This window comes from Streptomyces sp. NPDC002057 (assembly GCF_040296665.1).
Classification (GTDB): Bacteria; Actinomycetota; Actinomycetes; order Streptomycetales; family Streptomycetaceae; genus Streptomyces.
The window spans coordinates 138477-162213 of record NZ_JBEOXR010000011.1; the positions used below are offsets into that span (position 1 = coordinate 138477).

Genomic DNA, 23737 nt, shown 5'->3' on the forward strand with positions numbered 1-23737 from the left:
GCCACCCTCCGAAGTCGCCCGTCCGGCTCAGAACCCCGCCCCGGACCTCCGTCCCGGACCTCCGGCTGCCGGCCTCCGGCCTCCGGCCTCCGGCTCAGATGATTCCGAAGAGGATCCCCGACGCGAGCACGACCAACGAGGTCAGCGCGGCCCACTTCACCGTGAACCTGGTGTGGTCGCCGAACTCCACCTTCGCCATGCCGACGAGCACGTACACGGCGGGCACCAGCGGGCTCGACATGTGCAGCGCCTGGCCGACCAGCGAGGCCCTCGCGATCTCCAGGGGCGAGACGCCGTGGGCCGCGCCCGCCTCGGCGAGGACCGGCACCACGCCGAAGTAGAAGCCGTCGTTCGACATGAAGTAGGTGAGCGGGATGCTGAGGACGCCGGTGACCAGGCCCATGTGCGGGCCCATGCCCTCGGGGATGGCGCCGACGAGCCAGTCCGCCATGTGCTTGACCATGCCCGTGCCGGTGAGGACACCGGTGAAGACGGCGGCGGCGAAGACCATGCCGGAGACGTTGAGGACGTTGTCGGCGTGGGCCGCGATGCGCGCCTTCTGCTCGGCCATGTTCGGGTAGTTGACGGTGAGCGCCAGCGCGGCACCGAGGAGGAACAGCACCGGGATCGGCATCAGTTCCAGGATCATCGCGGTGAGAAGCGCGACCGTCAGGCCGGCGTTGAACCAGTACAGCTTGGGCCGGAGGGTCGCCCGGTTCGGGTCGAGCCCCTGGAAGCCCTCGTCCCCGCCCGCACCCGCGTCCGGACCGCTCCCCGCGCCTCCGTCCCTGCCTTCGCCCTCGCCTCCGGCCGTCGCCGCTCCCGCGCCGTCTCCCGAGCCCTTCCCCGTACCGGAGCCCTCGCCGGAGCCGGAGCCACCGCTCGTCCTCTTGGTGAGGTCCGCGCCGCCGCCACCCGCCGTGACGAGCACCGTGTCGGTCTCGGTCACCAGGGCCTCGTCGAGCGTGAGGTAGCCGATGCGCTTGCGCTCGCGGCGCCCGAGGACGTACGCGAGGAGGAAGACGAACAGCAGGCCCATGCCGAGCGCGGGGATCATCGGCACGAAGACGTCGGCGGCGTCCAGCTTCAGCGCGGTCGCGGCGCGGGCCGTGGGACCGCCCCAGGGCAGGGTGTTCATGACGCCGTTGGCGGTGGCGGCGACGCCCGTCATGACCACCAGGCTCATCCCGAGCCGCTTGTAGAGCGGATACATCGCCGAAACGGTGATCATGAAAGTGGTGGAGCCGTCGCCGTCCAGCGAGACGATCGCGGCCAGCACCGCCGTCCCCACGACGATCCGCACGGGGTCGGCCTTGCAGAAGCGCAGGATGCCCCGGACGATCGGATCGAAGAGGCCGACGTCGATCATGACGCCGAAGTAGACGATGGCGAACATCAGCATGGCGGCCGTCGGCGCCAGCTTCCCGACGCCTTCGATGACGTAGTCGCCGAGCTGGGCCCCCTGCCCGACCGCGACGCAGAACAACGCGGGGATCAGGACGAGCGCCGCGATCGGCGACATCTTCTTCATCATGATCAGGACCAGGAAGGTCGCGATCATGGCGAAGCCGAGGACGGTCAGCATGGAGGGCACCTCACGTTCACCGTTGAACAGCCGCCGAGCGGCGGTCCGGATGACGGTAGGTGCCCTCTTCTGCCGTTAACAAGACGTTGACGCGTGAGCAATACGAGCAAAACCCCAGGTCACGGACGGGGTGGCGGTCAAGCCCACGACGGGCTCCACCCCGGGGTCACCGCAGGGGCGAGACCTCGACCGGGAAGCCGTTCAGCACGGCGGTGCCGGACAGCGGGTCGAGCCGGGAGCCGTCGAGCAGCTGGTTGACGTTGACGCCGGGGCGGGCGGACGCCACCGTCAGCCGGGTGCCCGGCCGGTCGTGACCCCAGCCGTGCGGAAGGCTCACCACCCCGGGGCGCACCCCTTCGGTCACCTCCACCGGCACCTCCAGCTCGCCGCCCTCGCCCTTGACCCGGGCGAGTCCGCCGTCGGCCAGCCGCAGCCGGGCCGCGTCGTCGGGGTGCACCTGGAGGGTGCACCGGTTGGAGCCGCCGCCGAGGGCGGGGGTGTTGTGCAGCCAGCTGTTGTTCGAGCGCAGGTGGCGGCGCCCGACGAGCTGGAGGGTGCCCTCGTCGGGTACGGCGTCGAGCGCGGCCCGCAGCCGGGGCAGGTCGGCGGCGATCGGCGCGGGGAACAGTTCGATCCGTCCGCTGCGGGTCTTGAGGAGCTGGGGAACGCGCGGCTTCAGGGGGCCGAGGTCGATGCCGTGCGGGTGGGCCCGCAGCTCGTCCAGGGTGAGCCCGTACGGGCCGAGGCGCAGCATCAGGTCGAGCCGGCGCTCCGGTCCGGTCTCCCCGGTGAGCCGCGCCGCGTACTCCTTCGGATCCTCGCCGTACGCGGGCGAGTGCTCCTGGGTCACCGCCTTGGCGAGTGTGGTGTCGATCGCGAGGCGGTCGACGGCGTCCGGCGGAGCCCCGTGCATGCCGGAGACGGCGAGGACGAGTCGGGCGTGGATCTCGCACTCGTCCATGCGGTCCGCTTCGAGGGGGACGGCCGCCGGGGTGTAGCGGACCTGGTCGCGGACGGCGAAGCCGTTGAAGGCGAAGTCGAAGTGGGCGCTCCGTGAGGGCGGGGGCGGGGGCAGCAGGACGTCGGCGTGGCGGGTGGTCTCGTTGAGGTACGGGTCGACGGCGACCATGAGGTCGAGGGAGTCGAGCGCCCGGTCCAGGCGCTGTCCGTCGGGGGCGGACAGGACGGGGTTGGACGCGACGGTGATCAGCGCCCGGATGCGCCCCTCCCCCGGGGTCTCGATCTCCTCGGCGAGCGCGGCGAGCGGCAACTCCCCCTTGACCTCCGGGTGGTGCGAGACCCGGCTGTGCCGGCGACCGAGGGAGAAGCCCCTGCCGGGTCCGGCGGGGCGCGGGGCGGGCAGAGTGGCGGAGAGCGGGAAGAGGGCGCCGCCGGGCCGGTCGAGGTTGCCGGTGAGGATGTTGAGGACGTCGACGAGCCAGTTGGCGAGGGTGCCGTGGGCCACGGTGGAGCTGCCCATCCGCCCGTAGACGGCGGCGGTGGGCGCGGCGGCGAGGTCCCGGGCGAGGGCGCGGATGGTGTCCGCGTCCACGTCGCAGGCGTCGGCGACCGCCTCGGGGGTGAACTCCCGCACCGCCGCCCGCACCTCCTCGACCCCCTCCACATGGGCGGCGAGCGGGCCGAGGTCGGTGAGTCCCTCCTGGAAGAGGGTGTGGACGAGCGCGGCGAGGAGGAGCGCGTCGGCGCCGGGGCGGATCGCGACGTGCCGGTCGGCGAGGCGTGCGGTGCGGGTGCGCCGGGGGTCGACGACGGTGAGGGTGCCGCCGCGTCGGCGGAGCGCCTTGAGCCTGCCGGGGAAGTCGGGGGCGGTGCACAGGCTTCCGTTGGAGTCCAGCGGGTTGGCTCCGAGGATCAGCAGGTGATCGGTGCGGTCCAGGTCCGGCACGGGGACGGCGAAGGGGTCTCCGAACAGCAGGCCGCTGGAGACGTGCTTGGGCATCTGGTCGAGCGTGGACGCCGTGAACAGGTTCCGTGTGCGCAACGCACCGATCAGCAGGGGCGGGTAGAGGGCGCCGGCCATCGTGTGCACATTGGGGTTGCCCAGGACGATACCCACGGCATCCGGCCCGTACTCCTCGATCAACGGACGGATTCCGGCGGCGATCGTGTCGAACGCCTCCTCCCAGGTGGCCTCCTGGAGGCGCCCGTCCTTCCGGACGAGGGGGCCGCGCAGCCGGTCGGGGTCGGCGTCGACCTCGGGGAAGGCGGCGCCCTTGGGGCAGATGAAGCCCTGGCTGAAGATGTCGTCGCGGTCGCCGCGCGCGCCGGTGACGCGGGCCCCCTCGATCGTCAGGGTCAGTCCGCAGGTCGCTTCGCAGAGGGGGCAGATGCGCAGGGCGGTGGGCATGGCGTCTCCCTGGGGCGGCGTCGGGTGGCGCCGAGCATACCGACCGGTAGGCACGTTCGGGAGGGGTGTGCGGGAGGAGCCTGCGGGGGGGGCCTGGACGAAAGGGGCGGGCCGGGCGCCAGGGGCCGGATGGAGCGGCAGGGCCGGATGGCGGGGGCGGAGATCGAGGGAGAGAGGGCGGATCGAGGGGAAGTTACGAGAGCGAGGGCGCGAGATACGCGTAGAGCAGGTGGCGCGTCTCGTCGACGATCGCGGGATCGCCGACGGGATCGGTGCGGAACGCGAGCCGGACGAGGGCGTCGGCCGTCTCGACCCCGACTAGGACCTTCCGCCGCAGGTCGTCGTCGGACGGGCGGTTCAGATGGGTGGCGAGGAGGGCGCAGATCCGCTCGGCGACCAGCAGGTTGGGATCCTCGACGGCGTTCCCGACCGCGCCAGCGCCCCCACTGCCGCCCTGGCCGTCGCCCTCGCTCCGGCCCTCACTCCGGCCCTCCGTCGCGGCCTCGCCCGACGCGGCCGCGGGGAGCCCGAAGTCGACGAGGGCGAAACCCGGCACGGTCCGCTTCATCGCGATGAACTCGTCCAGGACGCCGTCGATGGCGCCGTACGCGTCGAGGAGCGGCGCGGCGGCGAGGCGGTCGGAGATCCTCCGGGCGTACTCGTCCAGGTTGCGGTGCGCGAGGGCGGCGACCATCGCCCGCTTGTTGCCGAAGAAGCGGTAGACGGAGCCGATGGGGACCCCCGCCCGGGCGGCCACGGCGCGGGTGCTCAGCTGCTCGTACCCGGCCTCGTCGAGGAGTATGGCGCACGCGTCGAGGATCCGGGCGAGCCGCTCGGCGCTGCGCTGCTGCACCGGGGTGCGGCGGAGGGCCGGCGGGGTCTGGGGGTGGGTCTGGGGCACGGGGACCATGATGCCGCTCCGGTCGGGCTCAGGCGATCAGCAGGCCGATACCGCCGAGGGTGTACGCGATCATCAGCGCGAACAGGGGGAGCTGGCCCGCGACCGCGCGGTCGGGCGGGAAGAGGCGCACGGACCGGTCGTGGGCGGCGATCACGCCCAGGACGTGGCCGGTGACGATGGCGGCGACCTGGAGCGTCGCGAGGCCGGCGGGACCCAGGAGCGGGGCGGGTGCGAGGGCGTTGTCAGTGCCCGCTGCCACGATGACTGTGCGTGGCCCTTCGGTGACGAAGAGCGAGAAGTAGTGGGCGACGAGATAGCCGAGGGCGATGGGCAGGAGCGAGTGGGCGAAGGAGGTGAGGGGGGTGGTGAGGGTGCGGTGCAACAGGCGCAGGGCGCCCGCGCAGATTCCGTAGCAGGCGGCGGCGAGGGCGACGGCGGCGAGCAGGCCGATCGTGGCGGTGGGGGTGGGGCCGAGGGCGGAGGTCTGGAGGGTGGTGATCCAGCGGGGGTTGTCGGAGAGCCCGTCGTAGGCGGTGGAACCGAGGAGGACGCAGACGGTGGCGACGAGACCGGGGATCTGCGGGGTGGCGTCGAGGCCGTGGAAGGGGGAGCGCAGGACGAGCCGTCCGTCGTCGCGGCGGCCGAGTGGGGAGAGGCGGGCGAGGAGGGAGGAGTACACCTCGAAGGGGTCGGCGTGGGCGAACCAGCGGTCGCCGTAGCGGGCGGCGCCGAGGAGCTGGACGGCGGTGTGGGTGGCGAGGGCGGTCAGGAGGGTGGTGGTGGAGGTGTTGTCGGGGGCGACGAGTTCGAGCCAGGTGAAGAGGAGCAGTCCGGCGGCCGCCGGGCGGATCCCGACGGCGGCGGGCAGTGGACGGGGGTCCCTGGGCGGGTGAAGGGCGTGGAGGGCGCGCAGGGGGTTGAGGAGGCGCCAGACGGGACCGAGGAGGAGGGAGGCGGGGACGAGCCCGACCCAGAGCAGGACGTAGAGGGCGCCGGGTGCGGGGTTGCGGTCGGGGTCGTCGGGGCCGAGGAGGAGGTGGAGGAGGAAGACGAGGGCGCCGGCGGCGCCGAGGAGGCGCAGGGCGGTGCGGGTGGCAGGGGCGTCGGCCACCCGTTGGACGGCGGCGGGGAGCGGGCGTCCGGCCCGGTCGCCGCGGAAGCGGGAGGAGGACCAGAGCAGCCCGAGGGCGAGGAAGGAGACGAGGAGCGCGGCGAAGGCGCCCGCGTAGGCGTAGAACGGCGAGAGGGGGAGATCGTGCCGGGAGCCCACGCCGTGGGCGAGCGGAAGGCCGAACGCCGGGGCGTGGGCGGCTTGGACGGCGTGGGTGGCGTGGGTGAGGGCGCCGGTCATCGGACGACGAGTTGGGTCAGCACGAGTCCGGACTCGTGGGTCTCCACCTCGAAGAGGCCGGTGCGGTCGACGGTGAGGGTGAGGGTGGCGGGAGTGCCGGGAGAGAGGGGCAGTTCGCGGTCGTAGCCGTGCACATGGAGGGTGTCGGCGCGGTCGCTGGTGACCCGGAGGGTGAGGCGTTCACCCTTCTTCAACTCGATGCGGGAGGGGGGTGGCGAGACGGTCCTGCCGGCGATGGTGAGGGTGACGGTCCGGCCGGGATCGGGCGCGGGGGTCTCGGTCGGGCGGGGGCTGGACGGTGCGGAGGTGGGCGACGCGGTGGGAGCCGACGCCGTGGGGGCGGGCATGGTGGGGGCCTTCGTGGTGGGGGCGGGCGTGGCGGGGGCGCCGTCCAGGCGGAGGGTGGTCTGGACCGGGGTGCCCGCGACGGCCCAGACCGTGTGGTCGTCCGCGTGGAGCCGGACGGTCAGGGTGCGGGCGCCCGCCGGCACGTACCCCCACGGGCCGTAGAGGCGGGTGGTCTCCCGGCCGTCGACCAGGAGGCGGGCGTGGCCGCGGCCCGGGAGGGCCGCGCCACCGGTGCTGTCGGGGGTGAAACGGAACCTCTCCACCGTGAGGTGGACGTTCCAGCCGCCCTCGCTGTCGGGGCGGGCCTCGGCCCGGACGGTCGGCGCGTCGGCTGCGGGCAGCTCCCGGAGCCGGTGCCCGCCCTCGTCCCGGGCCGGGAGCAGAACGCCGCTGCTCCCGGTGGCCTCCTGGTGACTGGTGCCGGGCTTGTGGTGGGTGGTGGGCCGTCCACCACAGCCCGCGAGGGCCGCCACGGCGGCCAGGACGAGCACCAGGCCCACGACGGAGGCCCGGGCAGCGGGGGCTGCCGGGGACGCGGGGGATGCCGGGGGTGTGGGGGATGCCGGGGACGTCGGGGGTGTGGTGACCCCCTGGGATGTGGGGGACGCCGTGGCTCCTGGTGTCTGGGGTGTCGAGGGGTGGAGGGGCGTGGCCTCGCGCGGCAGGGGGGTCATACCGTTCCCTCCCCCTGCGGCCGCGCCTCGGCATGCCCGGAGGCGAGCCCGGTCGCGAGCCCGGTCGCAGGCCCTGACGCGGACCCCGACGTGGACGCGCGACCGGGCGGGGTCTGTCCTCGGGTTCCTGCCGCGACCACGGCCCAGAGGACCCAGATCACGCCCAGCAGGAGGCGGAGCCAGGCGGGGCTCAGGGGGATGCCCGGGACCATCAGGATCGCCTTGTCGAAGGCGTCGAGCAGGGTGAGGGCGCCGAGGGCCACGGTGGTCCAGGCCAGAACGGGGCGGGTGGGGCGCAGGGCGAGGCCGAGGAGGCTCCACCACACGCCGATGAGGAGCAGGGCAAGGGCCGGGAGGACGGTCGGGGTGAGGGCGAGGGTCGATGCGACCACGTCGAGGGCCAGGCCCGCGAGGCCGATGAGGGTGGCGGCTCCGGCGAGCCGGTTGCCGCGCAGGCGGCGCCACCAGAGGGCGAAGCCCGCCAGGGCGAGGACGAGGGAGCTGCCGAGGACGAGTTGGGTCTCGACGCGCTGGAGGCCACGGGCGCCGTACCAGTCGCAGCCGGCCGGGAGGCGGCGGGCCTGGACGTTGTAGTCGGCGCAGACGAGGAGGTGGGCGAGTTTGACGGGTTCACCGACGAGCCGGTCGGTGTTCCCGGAGACGTCGCCGCGGCGCGCCCCGCAGCCGGGCAGGGCGCCGGGGGTGGCGGCACCCGTGTCGGTCTGCCAGCAGTTGCCGCTGCCCTGGCCGTCCCACCAGACGTCGGTGCGGTTGGGGCGGGCGTTGCCGGCCCTGTCGACGCCGAGGTGGTTGTCGGCGTAGCGGTTGCGGTGGGAGGTGTCGGTCTGCTTGGCCCAGGCGGACTCGCCGCGGATGAAGGCGGGGACGGCGCTGAGGAAGAAGGCGGCGCGCTGGTGACCGTAGACCCAGTTGTTCTCGTAGAGGTTCCAGTTGCCGCCGGCGGTGATGATGCCGGTGCCGGGGGGCATGGAGATCTGGGGGCAGACGACGCCTTGTTCGTAGCCGCGTTCGACGGGCGGTTTGGCGCAGGTGCCGTCGGCGACGTACGGATAGTAGTTCTGGTTGTTGTCGTGGATCAGGTTGCGTTCGAAGCGGGCGTGGTTCTGCGGGAGTCCGGGGTGGCCCGGGAAGGCGGAGTCCATGGAGGCGCCGCCCATGTTGTGGTCGAACTCGTTGTCGTGGACCCAGACGGAGTCTCCGGCGGTGCCGGAGTAGCCGACCATGTTGTGGTGGCTGCGGCAGCCGGTGATCTCGATGGAGTAGCGGGGGACGTCGTAGCCGCGGCCGTCGTTGATGTTCGAGGCCGAGCCGGGGTAGATGCCGGAGTCGCCGTTGCCGTAGGACTCGCAGTTCTTGTAGAGGCCGTGGTCGGAGGCGAAGGTGAGGAAGCCGTACTCGTCGTTCCAGCGGGTGAGCACGTCGTCGATGACGAAGCCGTCGGCGGCGAGCACGTACAGGGAGTTGAACGTGGTGCGCTGGGCGGTGAAGTTGCGGAAGTAGACGCCGTCGGAGCCGTCGGCACGGAGGGCGTTGAGCTTCTGGTACTTGGCGTCGATGACCACGTCGAGGCGGGAGGCGCCGGTGCCCTCGATCTGGAGGTCCTTCTTGCCGAGGATGGCGACGAGGTTCTGGTTGTGCGGGCACTGCCGCTGCTGCGCGTAGCTGAGGATCTGGTAGCCGAGCGCGGACTTGGGCGCCTTGAGCGTGGCGCAGGCTCCGGTGGGCGGGGGCAGTGAGGGTTCCTCCTCGTAGAGGCCGGGGAGGAGCGCGATGGTGAGGCCGGGCCGGTCGACGGCGTCGACGGCCTGCTGGAGGTGGCGGTATCCGTCGCGGGCGCAGCGTTCGAAGAGGGCGAGGTTGCGGGCCTTGAGGGTGGCGGGGAAGCCGGAGATCCGGCGCTCGAAATCGGTCCGGTCGGTCTTGCAGACGAGGAGGTCGGGTTCTCCGGTGCGGAGCTTCGGCACGCTGCCGGAGCCGTCGGGGAAGGTGACGGGCCGCTCCTCGTGGGCCTGGGCCCCGGGGGCGGTGAGCAGGGCCGCGGCGAGCGCCGCGAGCACGACCGAGAGCGCGAGGACGAACCTTCGGGTCCAGGACATGCGCGTGAGAGTAGAGCATTGTTCATCTTTTTTGACCCCCTCGCGCACCGGCATTCGCCCTCGCGCACCGACATTCGCCCTCACGCACGGGAATCCGCCCCCACGGGCAGGCGTTCACCCCCTCCCGCAACAGCCCCACCCCCCTCCCGCCCACCTCGGCCGCGCGACCTCCTCACCGCGCCCCGTTGACGGAAGGCGCGCGGAATCCTACGGTCATGCATAGGATTCCCTTGTGGGCTCAGGACAGGAGCGGGCGATGACCACGGAGCAGGCCAGGAAGACGGCCGAGGCGCTCGGCTACAGCACCGGATTCGGCAACGAGCACAGCTCGGAGGCGGTCCCCGGTGCGCTGCCGCACGGCCGCAACTCGCCGCAGCGCGCACCCCTCGGTCTCTACGCCGAGCAGCTGAGCGGCAGCGCCTTCACCGAGCCGCGGTCCCACAACCGCCGCTCCTGGCTCTACCGGATCCGCCCCTCGGCCGCCCACCCGCCGTTCACCCGGATCGAGAACGGCGCGCTGCGCGGCGCCCCCTTCACCGAGACCGTGCCCGACCCCAACCGGCTGCGCTGGGACCCGCTGCCCGACCCGGCCCCGGGCACCGACTGGCTGGCCGGCCTGTGGACCCTCGGCGGCAACGGCGACGCGACGCAGCGCAGCGGCATGGCCGTGCACCTCTACCACGCCAACGCCTCCATGGAGCGGGTCTTCGGCGACGCGGACGGCGAGCTGCTGATCGTCCCGGAGCGCGGCGGGCTCCTCCTCCGTACCGAGTTGGGCCTGCTCGCCGCCCACCCCGGCGAGGTCGCCCTGATCCCGCGCGGGGTCCGCTTCCGCGTGGAACTCCTCGACGAGACGGCCCGCGGGTACGTCTGCGAGAACTACGGGGCCCCGTTCCAGCTCCCCGACCTCGGCCCGATCGGCGCCAACGGCCTCGCGAACGCCCGTGACTTCCGGGCCCCGGTCGCGGCCTACGAGGACGTCGAGGGCCCGGTCGAGGTGGTCAACAAGTACTGCGGAAACCTCTGGTCGGCGACGTACGGCCACTCCCCGCTCGATGTCGTCGCCTGGCACGGCAACCACACGCCGTACGTCTACGACCTGCACCGTTTCAATGTCATCGGGACGATCTCGTACGACCACCCCGACCCGTCGATCTTCACCGTCCTCACCTCGCCCTCCGACACCCCGGGGCTCGCGAGCGTGGACTTCGTGGTCTTCGCCCCGCGCTGGCTGGTCGGCGAGGACACCTTCCGGCCGCCGTACTTCCACCGCAACGTGATGAGCGAGTACATGGGGCTCATCGAGGGCGCGTACGACGCCAAGACGGCCGGGAAGGGAGGGTTCGTCCCGGGCGGCGGCTCGCTGCACAACATGATGTCCGCGCACGGTCCCGACCGGGAGACCTTCGACAAGGCCAGCGCCGCCGAACTGAAGCCGCAGCGGATCGACGACGGCCTGGCGTTCATGTTCGAGACCCGCTGGCCGGTGACGGCGACCCCGCAGGCCGCGGACGCCGACCATCTGCAGAGTGGGTACGACGACGTATGGCAGGGTCTTGAGCGCCACTTTCGGCCGTAGTGTCTCGGCCGTAAGCCCGTAGCCGTTCGTACGGAGAACCCGTGACCGCCTTCGCTCCCGACTCACTGGTCCTGAACCGCAAGCTGCCGCTCTGGTATCAGGTCTCGCAGTCGCTGCGCGCCTCGATACTGGGCCGCGCGCCCGACGCCTCGCTGCGGCTGCCCACCGAGGAGCAGCTCGCGGCCCACTACGGCGTGAGCGTGCTGACCATGCGCCAGGCCCTCAAGGAGCTGGAGGAGGAGGGCCTGATCAGCCGGCACCGGCGGCGCGGGACCTTCATCGAGCCGGGCGCCCGGCGCTCCACCCCGCGCCGGCTGCTCGGCTCGATCGACGCGATCGTGGCCCAGCAGTCGGGCGAGCGGACGACGGTCCTCGGGCACGGCACCGAGCCGGTGCCGGGTGAGCTCACGGAGTACTTCCCGGGCGTGATGGAGATCGCGGCGTACCGGCGACTGCGCCGCGACGGCGAGAGCGACGAGCCGACGAACTGGGCGGAGAACGCGGTGCTCCCCGAGTTCGCCGCCGCGATCGACCCGGCCGACCTGGAGCGCTGGCCGATGACGAAGGTGCTGCGGGACGTCGTCGGGGTGCGGATCAGCCGCATCACGGACACGGTCGAGGCCCGTCTCGCCGATCCGGAGACGGCGACCCTCCTCCAGGTCCCGCTGCTCTCCCCGATCCTCCACTACACGGGCGTGACCTACGACGAGGACGGCAGGGTCGTCGACGTGGCGCGCATCCGCTACCGGGGCGACCGCTTCTCCTTCACCGTGACGGTGGAGGCCCAGTGACCGCTTCACCGTGACGGAGGAATCCTGTGCCCGCGTCACCGTGACGGTGGAGGCCCAGTGACCGCGCGAGGTGCGCGATCGGTGGAGGCGCGCCGACGGCGGTCGTTAGCATGCGGGGCGTGACGGAAGCGCCCGGAGCGAACGACGACGTCCCCTCGCACCTCGACGACCCCGCCGGTCTCGACGCCCGACCCCGCCTCGACGACCCCGCCGGTCTCGACGCCCTCCCCCTCCTCGACGACCTCATGCCGTGGTCGGTCGCGCCGCTGCGCCTCGGCCGTTCGTGGATCGTCGCGCCGGACGCCCGGACGCTGCGGTCCCGCTGGGACCGGCTGGTGGCCGCCGAAGGCGCCGAACGCGAGGCCCTGTTCCGCCCCAGCCGGGCCCGCACCACGGCGAGCGCGGTGGCCGCGCTGCCCGGCCAGCGGACCGGGACCGTCCGGTGGGCCCGGGAGCCGGGCCGGTGCCCGGAGCCGGTACGGATCGCGCGCGGGCCGTACGACGAGCAGTGGCTGCTGCCCGACCACCGGCTGATCGACACCGCGCGCCCCGAGTTGTGGCGGGTCGCCGGGGACCCGCAGCTGTTCATCGTCGAGCCGGGGTACGTGCCCGGCGCGACGGGACCGGCCCTCCTGGTGACGGCCGCGCTGCCCGAGGGTCGCTCCCCCGCGGGCCGGCCGGGCCGGATCCGCCCGCTGTTCCGGCGCCCCGGCGGCCGGGAGCCCAACCTCGCACCCGGCCTGCTCGCCTTCCTCGGGCAGCGGTACGGGCACGAGGTGGACGCCCTGGAGTGGCTCGCGTGGACGGTGGCGGCGGCCCGGCCCTCCCCCGCCGGGTGCCGCGTCCCGATCCCGGCGGACCCGGAGGTCTGGGCGGCGGGCGTGGCGCTCGGCCGGGAGCTCACGGACGTCCAGGCGCGCGGCGCCCTCAGCGGGACGAAGCCGCGGCTGCCGGGTGGGCGCCGGCCGTACGTACGGGTCGCGGTCCCGGCGCGGCCCCGGGCGATGACGTACGACGCGGGGGACGAGGCCCTGTGCCTCGACGTGGGCCGGATCTCGCCCGTGCCGGTGGAGGCCTGGGAGTTCGGCGCCGGTGGGGCGCGGGTCCTCGACCAGTGGTTCGCGCACCGGACGGCCCCGGCCGAGCCGGGTTCCCTGGAGGCGATCGGCCCGGCGGCCTGGCCGCAGGAGTGGACCTCGGAGCTGCTCGACCTGATCACGGTGCTGGCGCTGCTCGGGGCGCGGGAGCCGGAGCGGGCGGCCTTCACGGCGGGAGCCGTCGGGCGGGAGGAGCTGCGCGCCGCCGCGGTCCTTCCCCCGCCGCCCTGGTCCCGCCGCCCCGCGTCCGTCCTCGACCATCAGGAGGAGGGCCCGGAGGGGCAGTTCATGCTGCTGTGAGCACGGCCGGGCGCGCTCGTGGGCCGGCGGGTCGAGGGGACGACACCGGAGGCCCTCGGCGCCCTCGGCCCGCTGCTGCTCTTCCGCTCCGCGACGACCTGGGTGGGCGTCCTGCTGGGCGCTCCTGCGGTCGCTCGGCCTGATCGCCGTCTTCGCCCCGCTCGCCGTCCGCCGCTGCGGAAGGGGCTGAGGAGACCGGCGCGGCGCCGAGGGTGACCCACATCCTGGTGACAAGGGCCGGTCCCGCAGGGTAGGCAGGGTCTCCATGAGCACTCAGCCACTCCCCCTCGAAGGGGTCACGGTCGTCGCCGTCGAGCAGGCCGTCGCCGCCCCCTTCGCCACCCGGCAACTCGCCGACCTCGGCGCCCGCGTCGTCAAGATCGAGCGGCCCGACGGCGGGGACTTCGCCCGGGGGTACGACACGGCCGCCCGGGGGCTCGCCTCCCACTTCGTGTGGTGCAACCGCGGCAAGGAGTCCGTGGCGGTCGACCTCAAGGACCCCCGGGGCCTGGCCCTGGTCCGGCGGATGGTGGCCGGCGCCGACGTCTTCGTGCAGAACCTGGCCCAGGGGGCGGCGGCCCGGCTCGGTCTCGACGCCGCCACCCTCTGCGCCGCGCACCCGTGGCTGATCGCGGTGGACGTCTCCGGGTACGGGGCGGAGGGGCCGTACGCGGAGAAGCGGGCGTACGACATGCTCGTGCAGTGCGAGGCGGGTCTCGTATCGGTGACCGGCACGCCGGAGCGGCCGGTGAAGTCCGGGATCCCGGCGGCGGACATCGCCGCCGGGATGTACGCGTTCTCGGGTGTCCTCGCGGCGCTCGTACGGCGCGGCACGACCGGCCGGGGCGGTCCGGTGGAGGTGTCCCTGCTCGACTCGCTCGCCGAGTGGATGGGGCACCCGTTGCACCACGGGATGCACGGGGGTACGCCCCCGGCGCGTACGGGGCTCGCGCACGCGGTCATCGCTCCGTACGACGCCTATCCGACGGTGGACGGGGGCCTGGTGCTGCTCTCCGTGCAGAACGACCGGGAGTGGCGGCGGCTCGCCGAGCAGGTCCTGGGCCGCCCGGAGCTGGCCGACGACCCGGCCTTCGCGACGAACACGGCGCGGGTGGCGGGCCGCGCCGCCACGGACGCGGCGGTCGCGGCGGCGCTGGCCCCGCTGACGGCGCCGGAGGCACTGGCCCGGCTGGACGCGGCGGGCGTCGCCTGCGCCCGGCTCAACTCGGTCGAGGAGCTCGCGGACCATCCCCAGCTGACGGCCCGTGACCGCTGGCGGGAGGTGGGGTCACCGGTCGGGCCGCTGCGTTCGCTGCTGCCGCCGATCGTGTTCCCGGACGCGCCGGAGCCGCGCATGGACCGGATCCCGGCCCTCGGACAGGACACGGACGAGGTACTCGCCGAACTCGGGGTGCCGGAGGCGGAGGTGAAGGAGTTGCGGAGTGCGGGCGTGATCGCCTGACGCCGGGAGCACGGATCGTGTCGCACCCCGGGCGTCGGGTCTGCCGGCGGGTACGACGAAACGCCGGACGGGCGGGGACACGTCCGGCGGTGTCGCTGTCGGAGTCGTACGGGCGACCGGGCGGAAGCGGGCGGGAACCTCGGGGTACTCGGCCCGGTGCGCCCGACTCCTAGCGGCGCGTTCCGAAGAGGGAGCGGCGCAGGCGGCGGAGCGGGGCGAAGAGCGAGACCCGCGCGCTGCGGCTGCGGTGACCGTGCACCGGCGCCTCGTGCGTACGCGACGTCAGTTCCCGCATCAGCAGCGTCGCCTCCGCCACCTCGCGCTGGGGCACGGCGGGACCGCCGAGCACCGCGAGATGGCGGTCGAGGCGCGAACTCGTCGCGCTGCTTCCGCAGGTGATGGCAGGCACTCGCGGCCTGCTACGCATTGCTATCTGTTCCATGTCACTCCCCACCCGTACAAGGGCACCCGACCCAGGGCAGGTTAACCCTATCGCCCCGTCATGACACCCGTGTATCCCGCCGACGGGATGTGCGGCACTCGTACGGGGGTTGACGGTCACCGTGCGAATCCATCTGATTCCAGGGCGAGTTGGACAGGATTCGAACACCTGCCGAACCGTCACGAACCATCCTGCCCTCCGGACCGCCGCCCGCGACCACCCGGACCGGTGTGATCTCCACCACCAAGATCGTCCGAGCTGTCCCGCCGACGGACCGGAGCCGGGACGACACCCCTCGGCTACCGTGGATCCATGACGGTGATCGCGGGTCGTTACCGGCTTCTGGACGTCCTCGCCGAGGCGGCGTCGGGCACCGTCTGGCGTGCCCTGGACGAGACGAGCCGCCACGAGGTGGCCCTCAAGGAGTTCCGCGCCCCGGCCGGACTCCCTCCGGACGAGGCACCCCTGCTGTACGCGCGACGCGAGCGCGAGGCGCGGGCGGCCTCCCGCATCTCCCACCCGTCCGTTGCGCGGGTCCTCGGGGTGGCCACCGACGACGGCCGGCCGTGGGTCGTGTCGGAGCTCGTACGGGGCCTCACCCTGGCCGAGACCCTGGAGGCGGCCGGCCCGCTGCCACCGCGCGAGGCCGCACGGGTCGGCGCCGAGGTCCTCGCCGGGCTGCGGGCCGCGCGGGAGGCGGGCGTTCCCCACCGGGGCGTGGAGCCCCGGCACGTCCTCCTCTCCAACGACGGAAGGATCGTCGTGACCGGCTTCGGTCCGGGCCCGGGCGACGACCCCGGGGCGGAGGGGGACCTCCGCGCGCTCGGCGCCCTGCTGGACGCGGCGGCTTCGGCGCTGCCCTCGGCGGACGGTCGGGCCGAGGCGCTCCGCGCCGTGATCGAGGAGCTGGCGGAGGGGGCGACGGAGGGACCGGCGCGCGAGGGTGCGGCGGAAGGGCCGGACCGCGAGGGCGCCGAGACCCCTTCCGCGGCGGAGCGGGTCGAGCGGGAGCTCCGGCGGATCACGACGGGCGGAGCGCGCCCGCCGCGGCGGGAGTCCTCCGGGACGGGGGGCGGCGGACCGGCCCGGGGCAGGGGCGACAGCGGTGGCGGCCACGGGGCGGCCGGGACGGGAGCCCCCGGCGACGGAGCTCCCGCGGAGGGCGGTTCGGAGCGACCGCCGCATGCGGCGCAGCCGCCCCGCGCGTCGCGGCGGCCGCGCGTGACACGGAGGCCGCGCCGGGGCCCCGTCCTCCTCGCCGGGTCGATCGGGGCCCTGCTGATCGCGGCGGCGTTGACGTACCACGTCGTACGGGACGACGAGCGAGGCGCCGGGCCCGGGCCGGGCGGTGTCACGAGCACCGCTCCGGCCGGCCCCGGCGCCACGGACGGCGCGGGCGGCGGTCCGGTCAGACCGCGTTCCTGAAGCTGGGCAGGTAGCCGCCGGACTGACCGGCGGCCGTCGGGTGGTAGGACTCCCCGATGTTGAGCCAGTTGACGCTGTGCAGCCAGGCGGAGCCGGAGCAGATCTCGTGTCCGGTGAAGGCCGGGACGACGCTGGCGAAGGCGTAGCCGTGGTCGGCGGCCCGCTTGGCGACGGCCGCGTTGAGGTAGTCGGAGGCCCCGTTGATGGCGCTGCGCTCGGCCTCGCTCAGGCCGGCGACGCAGCCGCCGCCGAGCTGGTAGAAGCGCGGGTAGCCGAGGACGACGACGCGGGCGGACGGCGCCTTGTTCCTGATGGCGGTGTAGACGGAGTCGAGCTTGCCGGGGAGCGTCGTGTCCACGTAGCTCTTGGCCTGATTGACGCGGTTGATGCAGGTGGACTCGGACTGCAGCACACAGGTGGTCATGACGTCGGCGAAACCGGCGTCATTTCCCCCGATCGTGAGGGAGACCAGGTCGGTGGCGGCCGAGAGGGGGCCGAGCTGATTGGCGGTCACATCACCCGTTCGGGCGCCCGAGCAGGCGGTGAACGCGAACGAGGAGGGGGCGTTCGCGTTCTTCCACAGCACCGGGTACGCCTTCGTGGAGCGCTTGCAGTCGCCGCTGGCGCTGTCGTAACTCCCGGCTCCGACACCGGAGGAGTACGAGTCGCCCAGGGCGACGTAGTCGACAGCGGCGGTCTCGGCGGCCTGGGCGGCGCCCACCCCGGTGAGGGCGAGGACGGCACCGAGGAGGAGCGAGGACGAAAGGGCGGCAAAACGGGACAGTCTCATGGAACCTCCCTGTAGCAGGATCTCTGCGCTACCAGGTAGTAGCATCGGATCCGCCGCACCGGAAGTGTTCATGTCAAAACTGGGGATGAACGTCCCCCGATCCTCCGTCAGCGACCGTCGAGATTCGGCCACTACGGGAACCGGATGCTCCGGTCCCACTTGACGATCGAACGAGATCGCGACACATTCGCACAACAATGCACAGGAGTGTGATCCCGTATCAGCGCTTTCTAGATGCAAACGGATTGATCGAATCCGATCGGAACTGCTACGCATCTGAGCGGCGAAGCTTCGCCAAACTACGGAAAAGCGGGCCACAGATCCGGGACTTGCCATACAGTCCCATTCATCAATACCGTCGTACATCTCACCCGCATCGATCCATCACGCACAGCGGCTCAGGGGAGGGCTCTAGCGTCGCTGATGGTCCCGGAGCGGGGCGCGGTAGGGGGGTGCCGTGCTCGGTGTTCGAACGTGCGCCGAGTCGCGGGTACCGCGCGGCCAGACATGCCAACTCGCCGATCTCGCAAGGAGATCGTTTCTGTGCGGGATGGCGAGAACCCCCCTTTCGAACCGGACACACCATCGGACCGCCCAAGGGGTGGGCGGCCCACCGGACGAGAGGGAAACAAGACCCATGAGCTCGTTCCTGCGCCCATCCATCACGGGCCCCGAAATGACCGAGCCGAGTCGAATAGCCGCCCAGTACCGGGCCATCACCTCACACCTGGCGATCACTCCGCCGGTCAGTGTGGTCATTCCGGCGATGAACGAGGCCGAAAATCTTCCGTACGTCTTCAAGACGCTACCGGAATGGATCCACGAAGTCGTCCTCGTGGACGGAAATTCCACCGACAACACGGTGGACGTCGCCCGTGAGCTCCGGCCGGACGTCAAGGTCGTCAAGCAGGTCGGCAAGGGCAAGGGCGACGCGCTGATCAGCGGCTTCGCCGCCTGCACCGGCGACATCATCGTCATGGTCGACGCGGACGGCTCGGCCGACGGCCAGGAGATCGTCTCCTACGTCTCCGCCCTCGTCGGCGGCGCCGACTTCGCCAAGGGCTCCCGGTTCGCCAACGGCGGCGGCACGGACGACATGACGACCATTCGCAGACTGGGCAACTGGGCCCTCTGCTCGCTCGTCAACCGGAAGTTCGGCGCCCGGTACACCGACCTCTGCTACGGCTACAACGCCTTCTGGCGCCACTGCCTCGACAAGATCACCCTCGACTGCACCGGATTCGAGATCGAGACCCTGATCAACATCCGGGTCGTCAAGGCCGGTCTCAGGGTGCAGGAGGTGCCGAGCCACGAGTACAACCGCATACACGGCGTCAGCAACCTCAACGCCGTGCGCGACGGCATCCGGGTCCTGAAGGTCATCCTCAAGGAGAAGTCCCTCGCCAAGGCGGCCCGCCGCCGGCCCGCCCCGTTCTCGGTCAACGTGCCCCGGGGAGAGGTGTCTTGAGCGACCGCACGTCCCCGCACGGCTTCTCGGTGGTGATCTGCGTCTACACGGAGGAGCGGTGGGAGGACATCCTCGCCGCCGTCGACTCCGTACGGAAGCAGTCGCTGCCGCCGCTGGAGACGCTGCTCGTGGTCGACCACAACGAGCGGCTCCTCTCCCGGCTCACCGAGGAGTACGCGGAACAGCGGCTCTCCGAGGAGGTGCGGGTGCTCGCCAACGCGGGCCCCCGCGGCCTCTCCGCCGGCCGCAACACCGGAATCGCCGCCGCCCGCGGCGAGTTCGTGGCCTTCCTCGACGACGACGCCGTCGCCGAGCGGGAGTGGCTCCACCACTTCGCCGCCGCCTACGACGACCCGCGCGTCATGGCCGTCGGCGGCCGGACCCTGCCCGCCTGGGCGTCCGGCCGCCGCCCGGCCTGGTTCCCCGAGGAGTTCGACTGGGTCGTCGGCTGTACGTACCGGGGCCTGCCCCCGGGCCGCGTCCCCGTGCGCAACGTGCTCGGCGGCAACGCCTCCTTCCGCCGTACGGCCTTCGACGCGGCGGGCGGCTTCGCCACCGGCATCGGGCGGGACGGCGACCGGCGGCCCCTCGGCGGCGAGGAGACCGAGCTGTGCATCCGGCTCTCCAAGGCGCTGCCCGAGGCGATCCTGCTCATCGACGACCGGGCCGTCATCCACCACAAGGTGCCCGCCGTCCGCGAGCGCTTCGGCTACTTCCGCACCCGGGTCTACGCCGAGGGGCTCTCCAAGGCGCTGGTCGCGCGGAGCGTCGGCGCGCAGAAGGGCCTGGAGTCCGAACGGCGCTACACGACACGGGTGCTGCCCGCCGGCGTCCTGCGCGGAGTGGGCGACGCGCTGCGCGGCCGCTCCGGCGGCGCGGGCCGGGCCGGGGCGATCGTCACCGGGGTGACGGTCGCGGCCGGCGGCTACGCGCTCGGCACCCTCCGGGCCCGCCGGAACGGCACGACGTTCTCGTGGGGTCCGATCGAACGGGACGGGAGCGACGCTCCCGCCGCGACCCCCTCCGCCGAAGGCGCTCCGGCCGAGGCCCGGGCCTCCACGGCGGATCCGGCCGCCACCGAGGCCCCCGCCGCCGAGGGAGCGGTCTCGTGAGCGACGACACCACGGCCGTGCCGATCCTCATGTACCACGCCGTCGCCCCGGACCCCGCGCCCGCGACGCTGGGGCTCTCCGTCACCCCCGAGGCCTTCGCCACGCAGATGGAGGTGGTGGCCGAGCGGGGATTCACCCCGGTGACCACCGCCCGGCTCGCCCACGCCTGGCGCACCGGCGGCCGACTGCCCGCGCGCCCGCTCCTCGTCACCTTCGACGACGGCTACGAGGGGGTGCACCGGTACGCGCTGCCGGTGCTCGCCAAGCACTCCTTCGCGTCCACCGTCTTCGTCTCCACCGGCTGGCTCCCGGGCCGGCACGGGACGGGCGGCGCGCTCGACACCATGCTCGACTGGGAGCAGGTGCGTGAACTCGCCGACGCGGGAACCGAGATCGGCGGTCACAGCCACACCCACCCGCAGCTCGACCAGCTGGACGCGCGGACGCTCCGGTTCGAGGCGCTGCGCTGCCGGGAGATCGTGGCCGAGGAGCTGGGCACCGCCCCGGTCTCCTTCGCCTACCCCTACGGCTACTCCAGCCGCCGGGTCCGCCGTACCGTCCGGGAGGCGGGGTTCGAGCAGGCGCTGGCCGTCGGCAACGCGCTGGCCAGGCGCCGCCAGGGGCCTTACGCCCTGGAGCGGGTGACCGTGCGCCGGTCCACCGGGGTCGAGGAGTTCACCCGGCTCGTGGAGGGCCGGGCGATCGCGCGGAACTTCGCGGCCGACCGGGCGATGACGAAGGGGTACGCCCTCGCGCGACGCGCCCGGGGCGCGGTGCGGGGCCACTGGATCTGAGGCTCCCGGTCCGGCCCCGCTCCGGCTCCGGGGCGCGGCCGGCCGCGGAATCGTCCCGTTCAAAACCCGGTGCACGGAATGCCCGGTTGCCGGATCATGTGCGCCATGGCTGACACCTCACCGGTACCGTCCGAGCCGCAGCGGTCGCTGCCGATCCGGCTCAACCTCGACGACAGCGACTCGCCCTCGGACGTCGTCGACGCGCTGTTCCTCGGCCGCTTCGCGACGGGGGAACAGCCCCACGCGCACAGCACCACCCTGGACCGGGTCAGGCCCGAGGCGACGCTGCTCCCGGCGGGGGCCCGGGTGCTGCGGGCCGCGAAGGACGACGACCGCAGCGCCCTGCTCGCCGAGGGCGAGGGGTGGACGCTGCTGATCTCCCGCTGGAACCGTGGCGCCGACGTCACCGTCACGGCCGCCGACGCGGAGCTCGCCGAGCGCGTCCTGAAGGAGGCGACGGACGGGGCGAAGGACGAGCCGGAGCCGCAGCCGGAGAACGTGACGATGGGGTTCTGGTACGTGTCGCCCCGGCGCGGCCCGCACCGGACGACCCGGCAGATCAGCGCCGGGACGTGGGAGGAGGTCCGGCCCAACTACTCGGCGCCGGTGGCCGAGTCCATGGACCGGCTGATGAAGGTCACGCCCGACTCGATCGCCGGCCGTCTCCTGCTGCTGCACGGCCCGCCGGGGACGGGCAAGACGTCCGCGCTGCGGACCCTCGCGCGGTCCTGGCGGGAGTGGTGCCAGGTGGACTGCGTGCTCGACCCGGAGCGGCTCTTCAACGACGTCGGCTATCTGATGGACATCGCCATCGGCGAGGACGAGGGCACGGCGAAGGGGCGCTGGCGGCTGCTGCTCCTGGAGGACTGCGACGAGCTGATCCGGGGCGAGGCCAAGCACACGGCGGGGCAGGCCCTGTCACGGCTGCTCAACCTGACGGACGGTCTGCTCGGCCAGGGGCGCAACGTCCTGGTCGGGGTCACCACCAACGAGGACCTGGAGCGGCTCCATCCCGCCGTCGTCCGGCCGGGCCGCTGCCTGGCCCGGATCGAGGTCGGGCCGCTGAGCAGGGCCGAGTCCGTGCGCTGGCTGGGGCGCGAGGAGGACGTACCGCGCGAGGGCGCGACGCTGGCGGAGCTGTTCGCCCTGCGCCGCGGCACGCCCCCGGCGGAGCTCCCGGAGCCCCGCACGGCGGGGGCGGGCCTCTATCTGTAGGTCGTCCTTCCGCTTCCCGGGGTGTCAGTCGTCGTAGGCGGCGCGCAGGGCCTCGGTGAGCGCCGCCTCGGCCGCCTCGCGGCTGAGGCCGAGGCGGCGGGCCTCCTCGGCGAACTGGGCGGCGGCGGTGGCGGCCCGGCGGGTCGCCGCGTCACCGGCGGCCGCGACGAAGGTCCCGTGACGCCCGCGCGTCTCGATGACCCCGTCCGCCTCCAGTGCCTTGTACGCCTTGGCGACCGTGTTCGCGGCGAGGCCCAGCTGCTCCGCGAGTCCTCGTACCGTCGGCAGCTTGTACCCGACCGGCAGTCGGCCCGACCGGGCCCGCTCCGAGATCTGGGCACGCAGCTGTTCGTACGGAGCGGTGGTGGATGCGTGGTCCACGGCGATGGTGAGTGTCACCCCGCCGATTCTGCCCCCACCCCACCGGAAAATGGGAGGCGGCGGTACGCCTCCGGCCCGTAGCGTGCGCGCACATGACTGTGATCGTCCGTGATGTACGGGCCGAGGACGCCGAGGCTTTCGCCCGGGTGCGCCGGGCCGCGCTCCCCTTCATGCTCGCGACGGCCGAGCAGTGCGCCTTCGACTGGGCGCACGCCCACCCCGACAGCTTCGAGCGTCCGCTCGTCGCGGTGACCGAGGACGGCGGGGTGATCGGGACCGCCCAGGTGCGGATCGCCCATGACGCCCCGGAGCCCGGCATCGGCTCCGTCAACGTGTACACGGACCCCGCCCGGCCGGGACGGGGTGCCGGGACGCTGCTGCTGCGCGCCGCCGAGGAGCATCTCGCGGAGCACGGCGCGCGGACGCTGTACAGCTGGGTCCTGGACGCGCCGGAGAACCTCGCCTGGGCCGGGCGGCGCGGGTACTCCCCCAGCCGTTCCGCGTACTTCCTCCGGCTCGACCTCGCCTCGGCCGAGCTGCCGCCGCTCCAGGCGCCGCCGGCCGGTGTCGAGCTGCGCACGGCCGAGGACTTCGCCGCCGACCCGCGGCCGCTCTTCGAGCTGGACGCGGTGACGACGGCCGACGAGCCGGGCGACGTGGGGGCGGAACTGGCCGACTACGCGCACTGGCGGGCGACCACGTGGGAGCACCCCCTCTTCGACCGGGCGCTGACGACGGTCGCGGTGGTGGACGGTGTGCCGGCGGCGTTCAGCGCGGCGCAGACGGACGGTCTGGGCCGCTACAACTCGGGGATGACGGGCACCGCGCCCGGCTTCCGGGGCCGCGGGCTCGCCAAGCTCGCCAAGAACACCTCGCTGCACCGGGCCCGGGCGGCGGGCTGCACGGAGGCGTTCACCGGGAACGACACGGGCAACGGTCCGATGCTGGCGATCAACAAGTGGTTCGGTTACGAGGTCACGGCGCGGGAGGTGCGGCATGTCCGGACGATCGGTTGAGGTCACGCTGACGAAGGCGGGCCGGACGAAGATCCGCTACCCGGCGCGGGTGCTCGTGGAGGACGGCGCCCGGCTCTCGGTCCGCGCCCCGTGGGCGGCGGAGGGGGTACGGGACTTCGGCTTCGTGCGGTTCGAGCCGGGGGACGTGTTCGTGGAGCACTTCTGGAGCGACCGCTGGTTCACGGTCAAGGAGGTGTGGTCCGGCGACGGCGACCTCAAGGGCTGGTACTGCGACATCACCCGGCCGGCCGTGATCGGCGGCTCCGGGGTGGTGGTCGAGGACCTGGACCTGGACCTGTGGGTGTCGGCGGACGGCAGCGAGGTGCTGCGGCTCGACGAGGACGAGTTCGCGGCGAGCGGGCTCGCCGCCTCCGATCCGGAGGCGGCGGCGTGTGCCGTCGTCGCCCTCGACGAGCTGGAGGAGCTCGGCCGTGAGGGCCTGATCGATCTGCTGCGCTAGCGCGGCGCCCCGCCCGGTCCCTCGGGGCCGGGCGCGTGCGTCGGCGCCCGGGACGGCGGGC

The 23737-nt window shown here is 73.2% G+C and carries 20 protein-coding genes; 11 read left to right on the forward strand and 9 right to left on the reverse strand.

The features are described from left to right. Nucleotides 1-94: 94 nt before the first annotated feature. The 6 genes from ABT129_RS12485 to ABT129_RS12510 all read right to left on the reverse strand — a co-directional run bounded on the left by ABT129_RS12485 (nucleotide 95) and on the right by ABT129_RS12510 (nucleotide 9344). Entirely contained in the window at nucleotides 95-1585 is a 1491-nt protein-coding gene (locus tag ABT129_RS12485; RefSeq protein ID WP_351900054.1) for a CitMHS family transporter, read from the reverse strand. Nucleotides 1586-1751: 166 nt separating this feature from the next. After that, complete coding sequence (locus tag ABT129_RS12490) at nucleotides 1752-3953, reverse strand: molybdopterin oxidoreductase family protein (protein WP_351900057.1); 2202 nt, start codon at nucleotides 3951-3953, stop codon at nucleotides 1752-1754. 193 nt (nucleotides 3954-4146) lie between these two features. Beyond that, nucleotides 4147-4863 (reverse strand): TetR/AcrR family transcriptional regulator, encoded by a 717-nt coding sequence (locus ABT129_RS12495; RefSeq protein ID WP_351900059.1) that lies wholly within the window; start codon nucleotides 4861-4863, stop codon nucleotides 4147-4149. A gap of 19 nt (nucleotides 4864-4882) precedes the next feature. Then, a complete protein-coding gene (locus ABT129_RS12500) occupies nucleotides 4883-6205 on the reverse strand; it encodes a hypothetical protein (RefSeq protein ID WP_351900061.1) in 1323 nt (440 codons plus the stop codon). Next, entirely contained in the window at nucleotides 6202-7053 is an 852-nt protein-coding gene (locus tag ABT129_RS12505) for an RAD23 family protein (protein WP_351900064.1), read from the reverse strand. The genes ABT129_RS12500 and ABT129_RS12505 overlap by 4 nt, the downstream gene beginning before the upstream one ends. A 170-nt stretch (nucleotides 7054-7223) precedes the next feature. Next, complete coding sequence (locus ABT129_RS12510) at nucleotides 7224-9344, reverse strand: right-handed parallel beta-helix repeat-containing protein (RefSeq protein WP_351900066.1); 2121 nt, start codon at nucleotides 9342-9344, stop codon at nucleotides 7224-7226. A 256-nt stretch (nucleotides 9345-9600) separates the two neighbouring features. Here ABT129_RS12510 and hmgA point away from each other — a divergent pair, with 256 nt between their 5' ends. From hmgA to ABT129_RS12530, 4 genes are all read left to right on the forward strand, one after another. After that, nucleotides 9601-10923 (forward strand): homogentisate 1,2-dioxygenase, encoded by a 1323-nt coding sequence (gene hmgA / locus ABT129_RS12515; protein ID WP_351900068.1) that lies wholly within the window; start codon nucleotides 9601-9603, stop codon nucleotides 10921-10923. A 41-nt stretch (nucleotides 10924-10964) separates the two neighbouring features. Further along, nucleotides 10965-11714, forward strand: a complete 750-nt coding sequence (locus tag ABT129_RS12520; RefSeq protein WP_351900070.1) for a GntR family transcriptional regulator — start codon at nucleotides 10965-10967, stop codon at nucleotides 11712-11714. A 110-nt stretch (nucleotides 11715-11824) separates the two neighbouring features. Next, complete coding sequence (locus ABT129_RS12525; protein ID WP_502981732.1) at nucleotides 11825-13111, forward strand: type ISP restriction/modification enzyme; 1287 nt, start codon at nucleotides 11825-11827, stop codon at nucleotides 13109-13111. A gap of 265 nt (nucleotides 13112-13376) precedes the next feature. Beyond that, on the forward strand, nucleotides 13377-14573 hold the full coding sequence (locus ABT129_RS12530; RefSeq protein WP_351900071.1) for a CaiB/BaiF CoA transferase family protein: 1197 nt from the start codon (nucleotides 13377-13379) through the stop codon (nucleotides 14571-14573). Nucleotides 14574-14742: 169 nt separating this feature from the next. On the opposite strand, the gene ABT129_RS12535 is transcribed toward ABT129_RS12530, so the two are convergent. Further along, nucleotides 14743-15015, reverse strand: coding sequence for a hypothetical protein (locus ABT129_RS12535; protein WP_267042765.1), 273 nt, complete (start codon nucleotides 15013-15015; stop codon nucleotides 14743-14745). Nucleotides 15016-15327: 312 nt separating this feature from the next. Between ABT129_RS12535 and ABT129_RS12540 the strand changes: the two genes are divergently transcribed. Then, a complete protein-coding gene (locus ABT129_RS12540) occupies nucleotides 15328-16440 on the forward strand; it encodes a protein kinase domain-containing protein (protein WP_351900073.1) in 1113 nt (370 codons plus the stop codon). Here the strand turns inward: ABT129_RS12540 and ABT129_RS12545 are convergent. Further along, nucleotides 16424-17230, reverse strand: coding sequence for an SGNH/GDSL hydrolase family protein (locus tag ABT129_RS12545; protein ID WP_351900074.1), 807 nt, complete (start codon nucleotides 17228-17230; stop codon nucleotides 16424-16426). The two genes, ABT129_RS12540 and ABT129_RS12545, sit on opposite strands and share 17 nt — an antisense overlap. Nucleotides 17231-17867: 637 nt before the next feature. Here ABT129_RS12545 and ABT129_RS12550 point away from each other — a divergent pair. The 4 genes from ABT129_RS12550 (at nucleotide 17868) to ABT129_RS12565 (ending at nucleotide 21819) form a co-directional block, all read left to right on the forward strand. Continuing rightward, nucleotides 17868-18698: a glycosyltransferase family 2 protein gene (locus ABT129_RS12550; RefSeq protein WP_351900076.1), complete on the forward strand. Its 831-nt coding sequence runs from the start codon at nucleotides 17868-17870 to the stop codon at nucleotides 18696-18698. Next, nucleotides 18695-19810 carry a glycosyltransferase family 2 protein gene (locus tag ABT129_RS12555; RefSeq protein ID WP_351900077.1) on the forward strand — a complete coding sequence of 372 codons (1116 nt, stop codon included), beginning with the start codon at nucleotides 18695-18697 and terminating at the stop codon, nucleotides 19808-19810. Before ABT129_RS12550 ends, ABT129_RS12555 begins: the two co-directional genes overlap by 4 nt. Nucleotides 19811-19839: 29 nt before the next feature. Then, entirely contained in the window at nucleotides 19840-20604 is a 765-nt protein-coding gene (locus ABT129_RS12560) for a polysaccharide deacetylase family protein (RefSeq protein ID WP_351900137.1), read from the forward strand. Nucleotides 20605-20700: 96 nt separating this feature from the next. Beyond that, nucleotides 20701-21819: a DUF5925 domain-containing protein gene (locus ABT129_RS12565; protein ID WP_351900078.1), complete on the forward strand. Its 1119-nt coding sequence runs from the start codon at nucleotides 20701-20703 to the stop codon at nucleotides 21817-21819. Between the two features lie 24 nt (nucleotides 21820-21843). Here ABT129_RS12565 and ABT129_RS12570 read toward each other — a convergent pair whose 3' ends face one another. Next, a complete protein-coding gene (locus tag ABT129_RS12570) occupies nucleotides 21844-22218 on the reverse strand; it encodes a GntR family transcriptional regulator (protein ID WP_351900080.1) in 375 nt (124 codons plus the stop codon). Nucleotides 22219-22292: 74 nt separating this feature from the next. Between ABT129_RS12570 and ABT129_RS12575 the strand changes: the two genes are divergently transcribed. Both ABT129_RS12575 and ABT129_RS12580 read left to right on the forward strand, forming a co-directional pair. Next, a complete protein-coding gene (locus tag ABT129_RS12575; protein ID WP_351900081.1) occupies nucleotides 22293-23216 on the forward strand; it encodes a GNAT family N-acetyltransferase in 924 nt (307 codons plus the stop codon). Next, on the forward strand, nucleotides 23197-23676 hold the full coding sequence (locus ABT129_RS12580; protein ID WP_351900082.1) for a ribonuclease FAU-1 family protein: 480 nt from the start codon (nucleotides 23197-23199) through the stop codon (nucleotides 23674-23676). Before ABT129_RS12575 ends, ABT129_RS12580 begins: the two co-directional genes overlap by 20 nt. Nucleotides 23677-23737 lie beyond the last annotated feature (61 nt).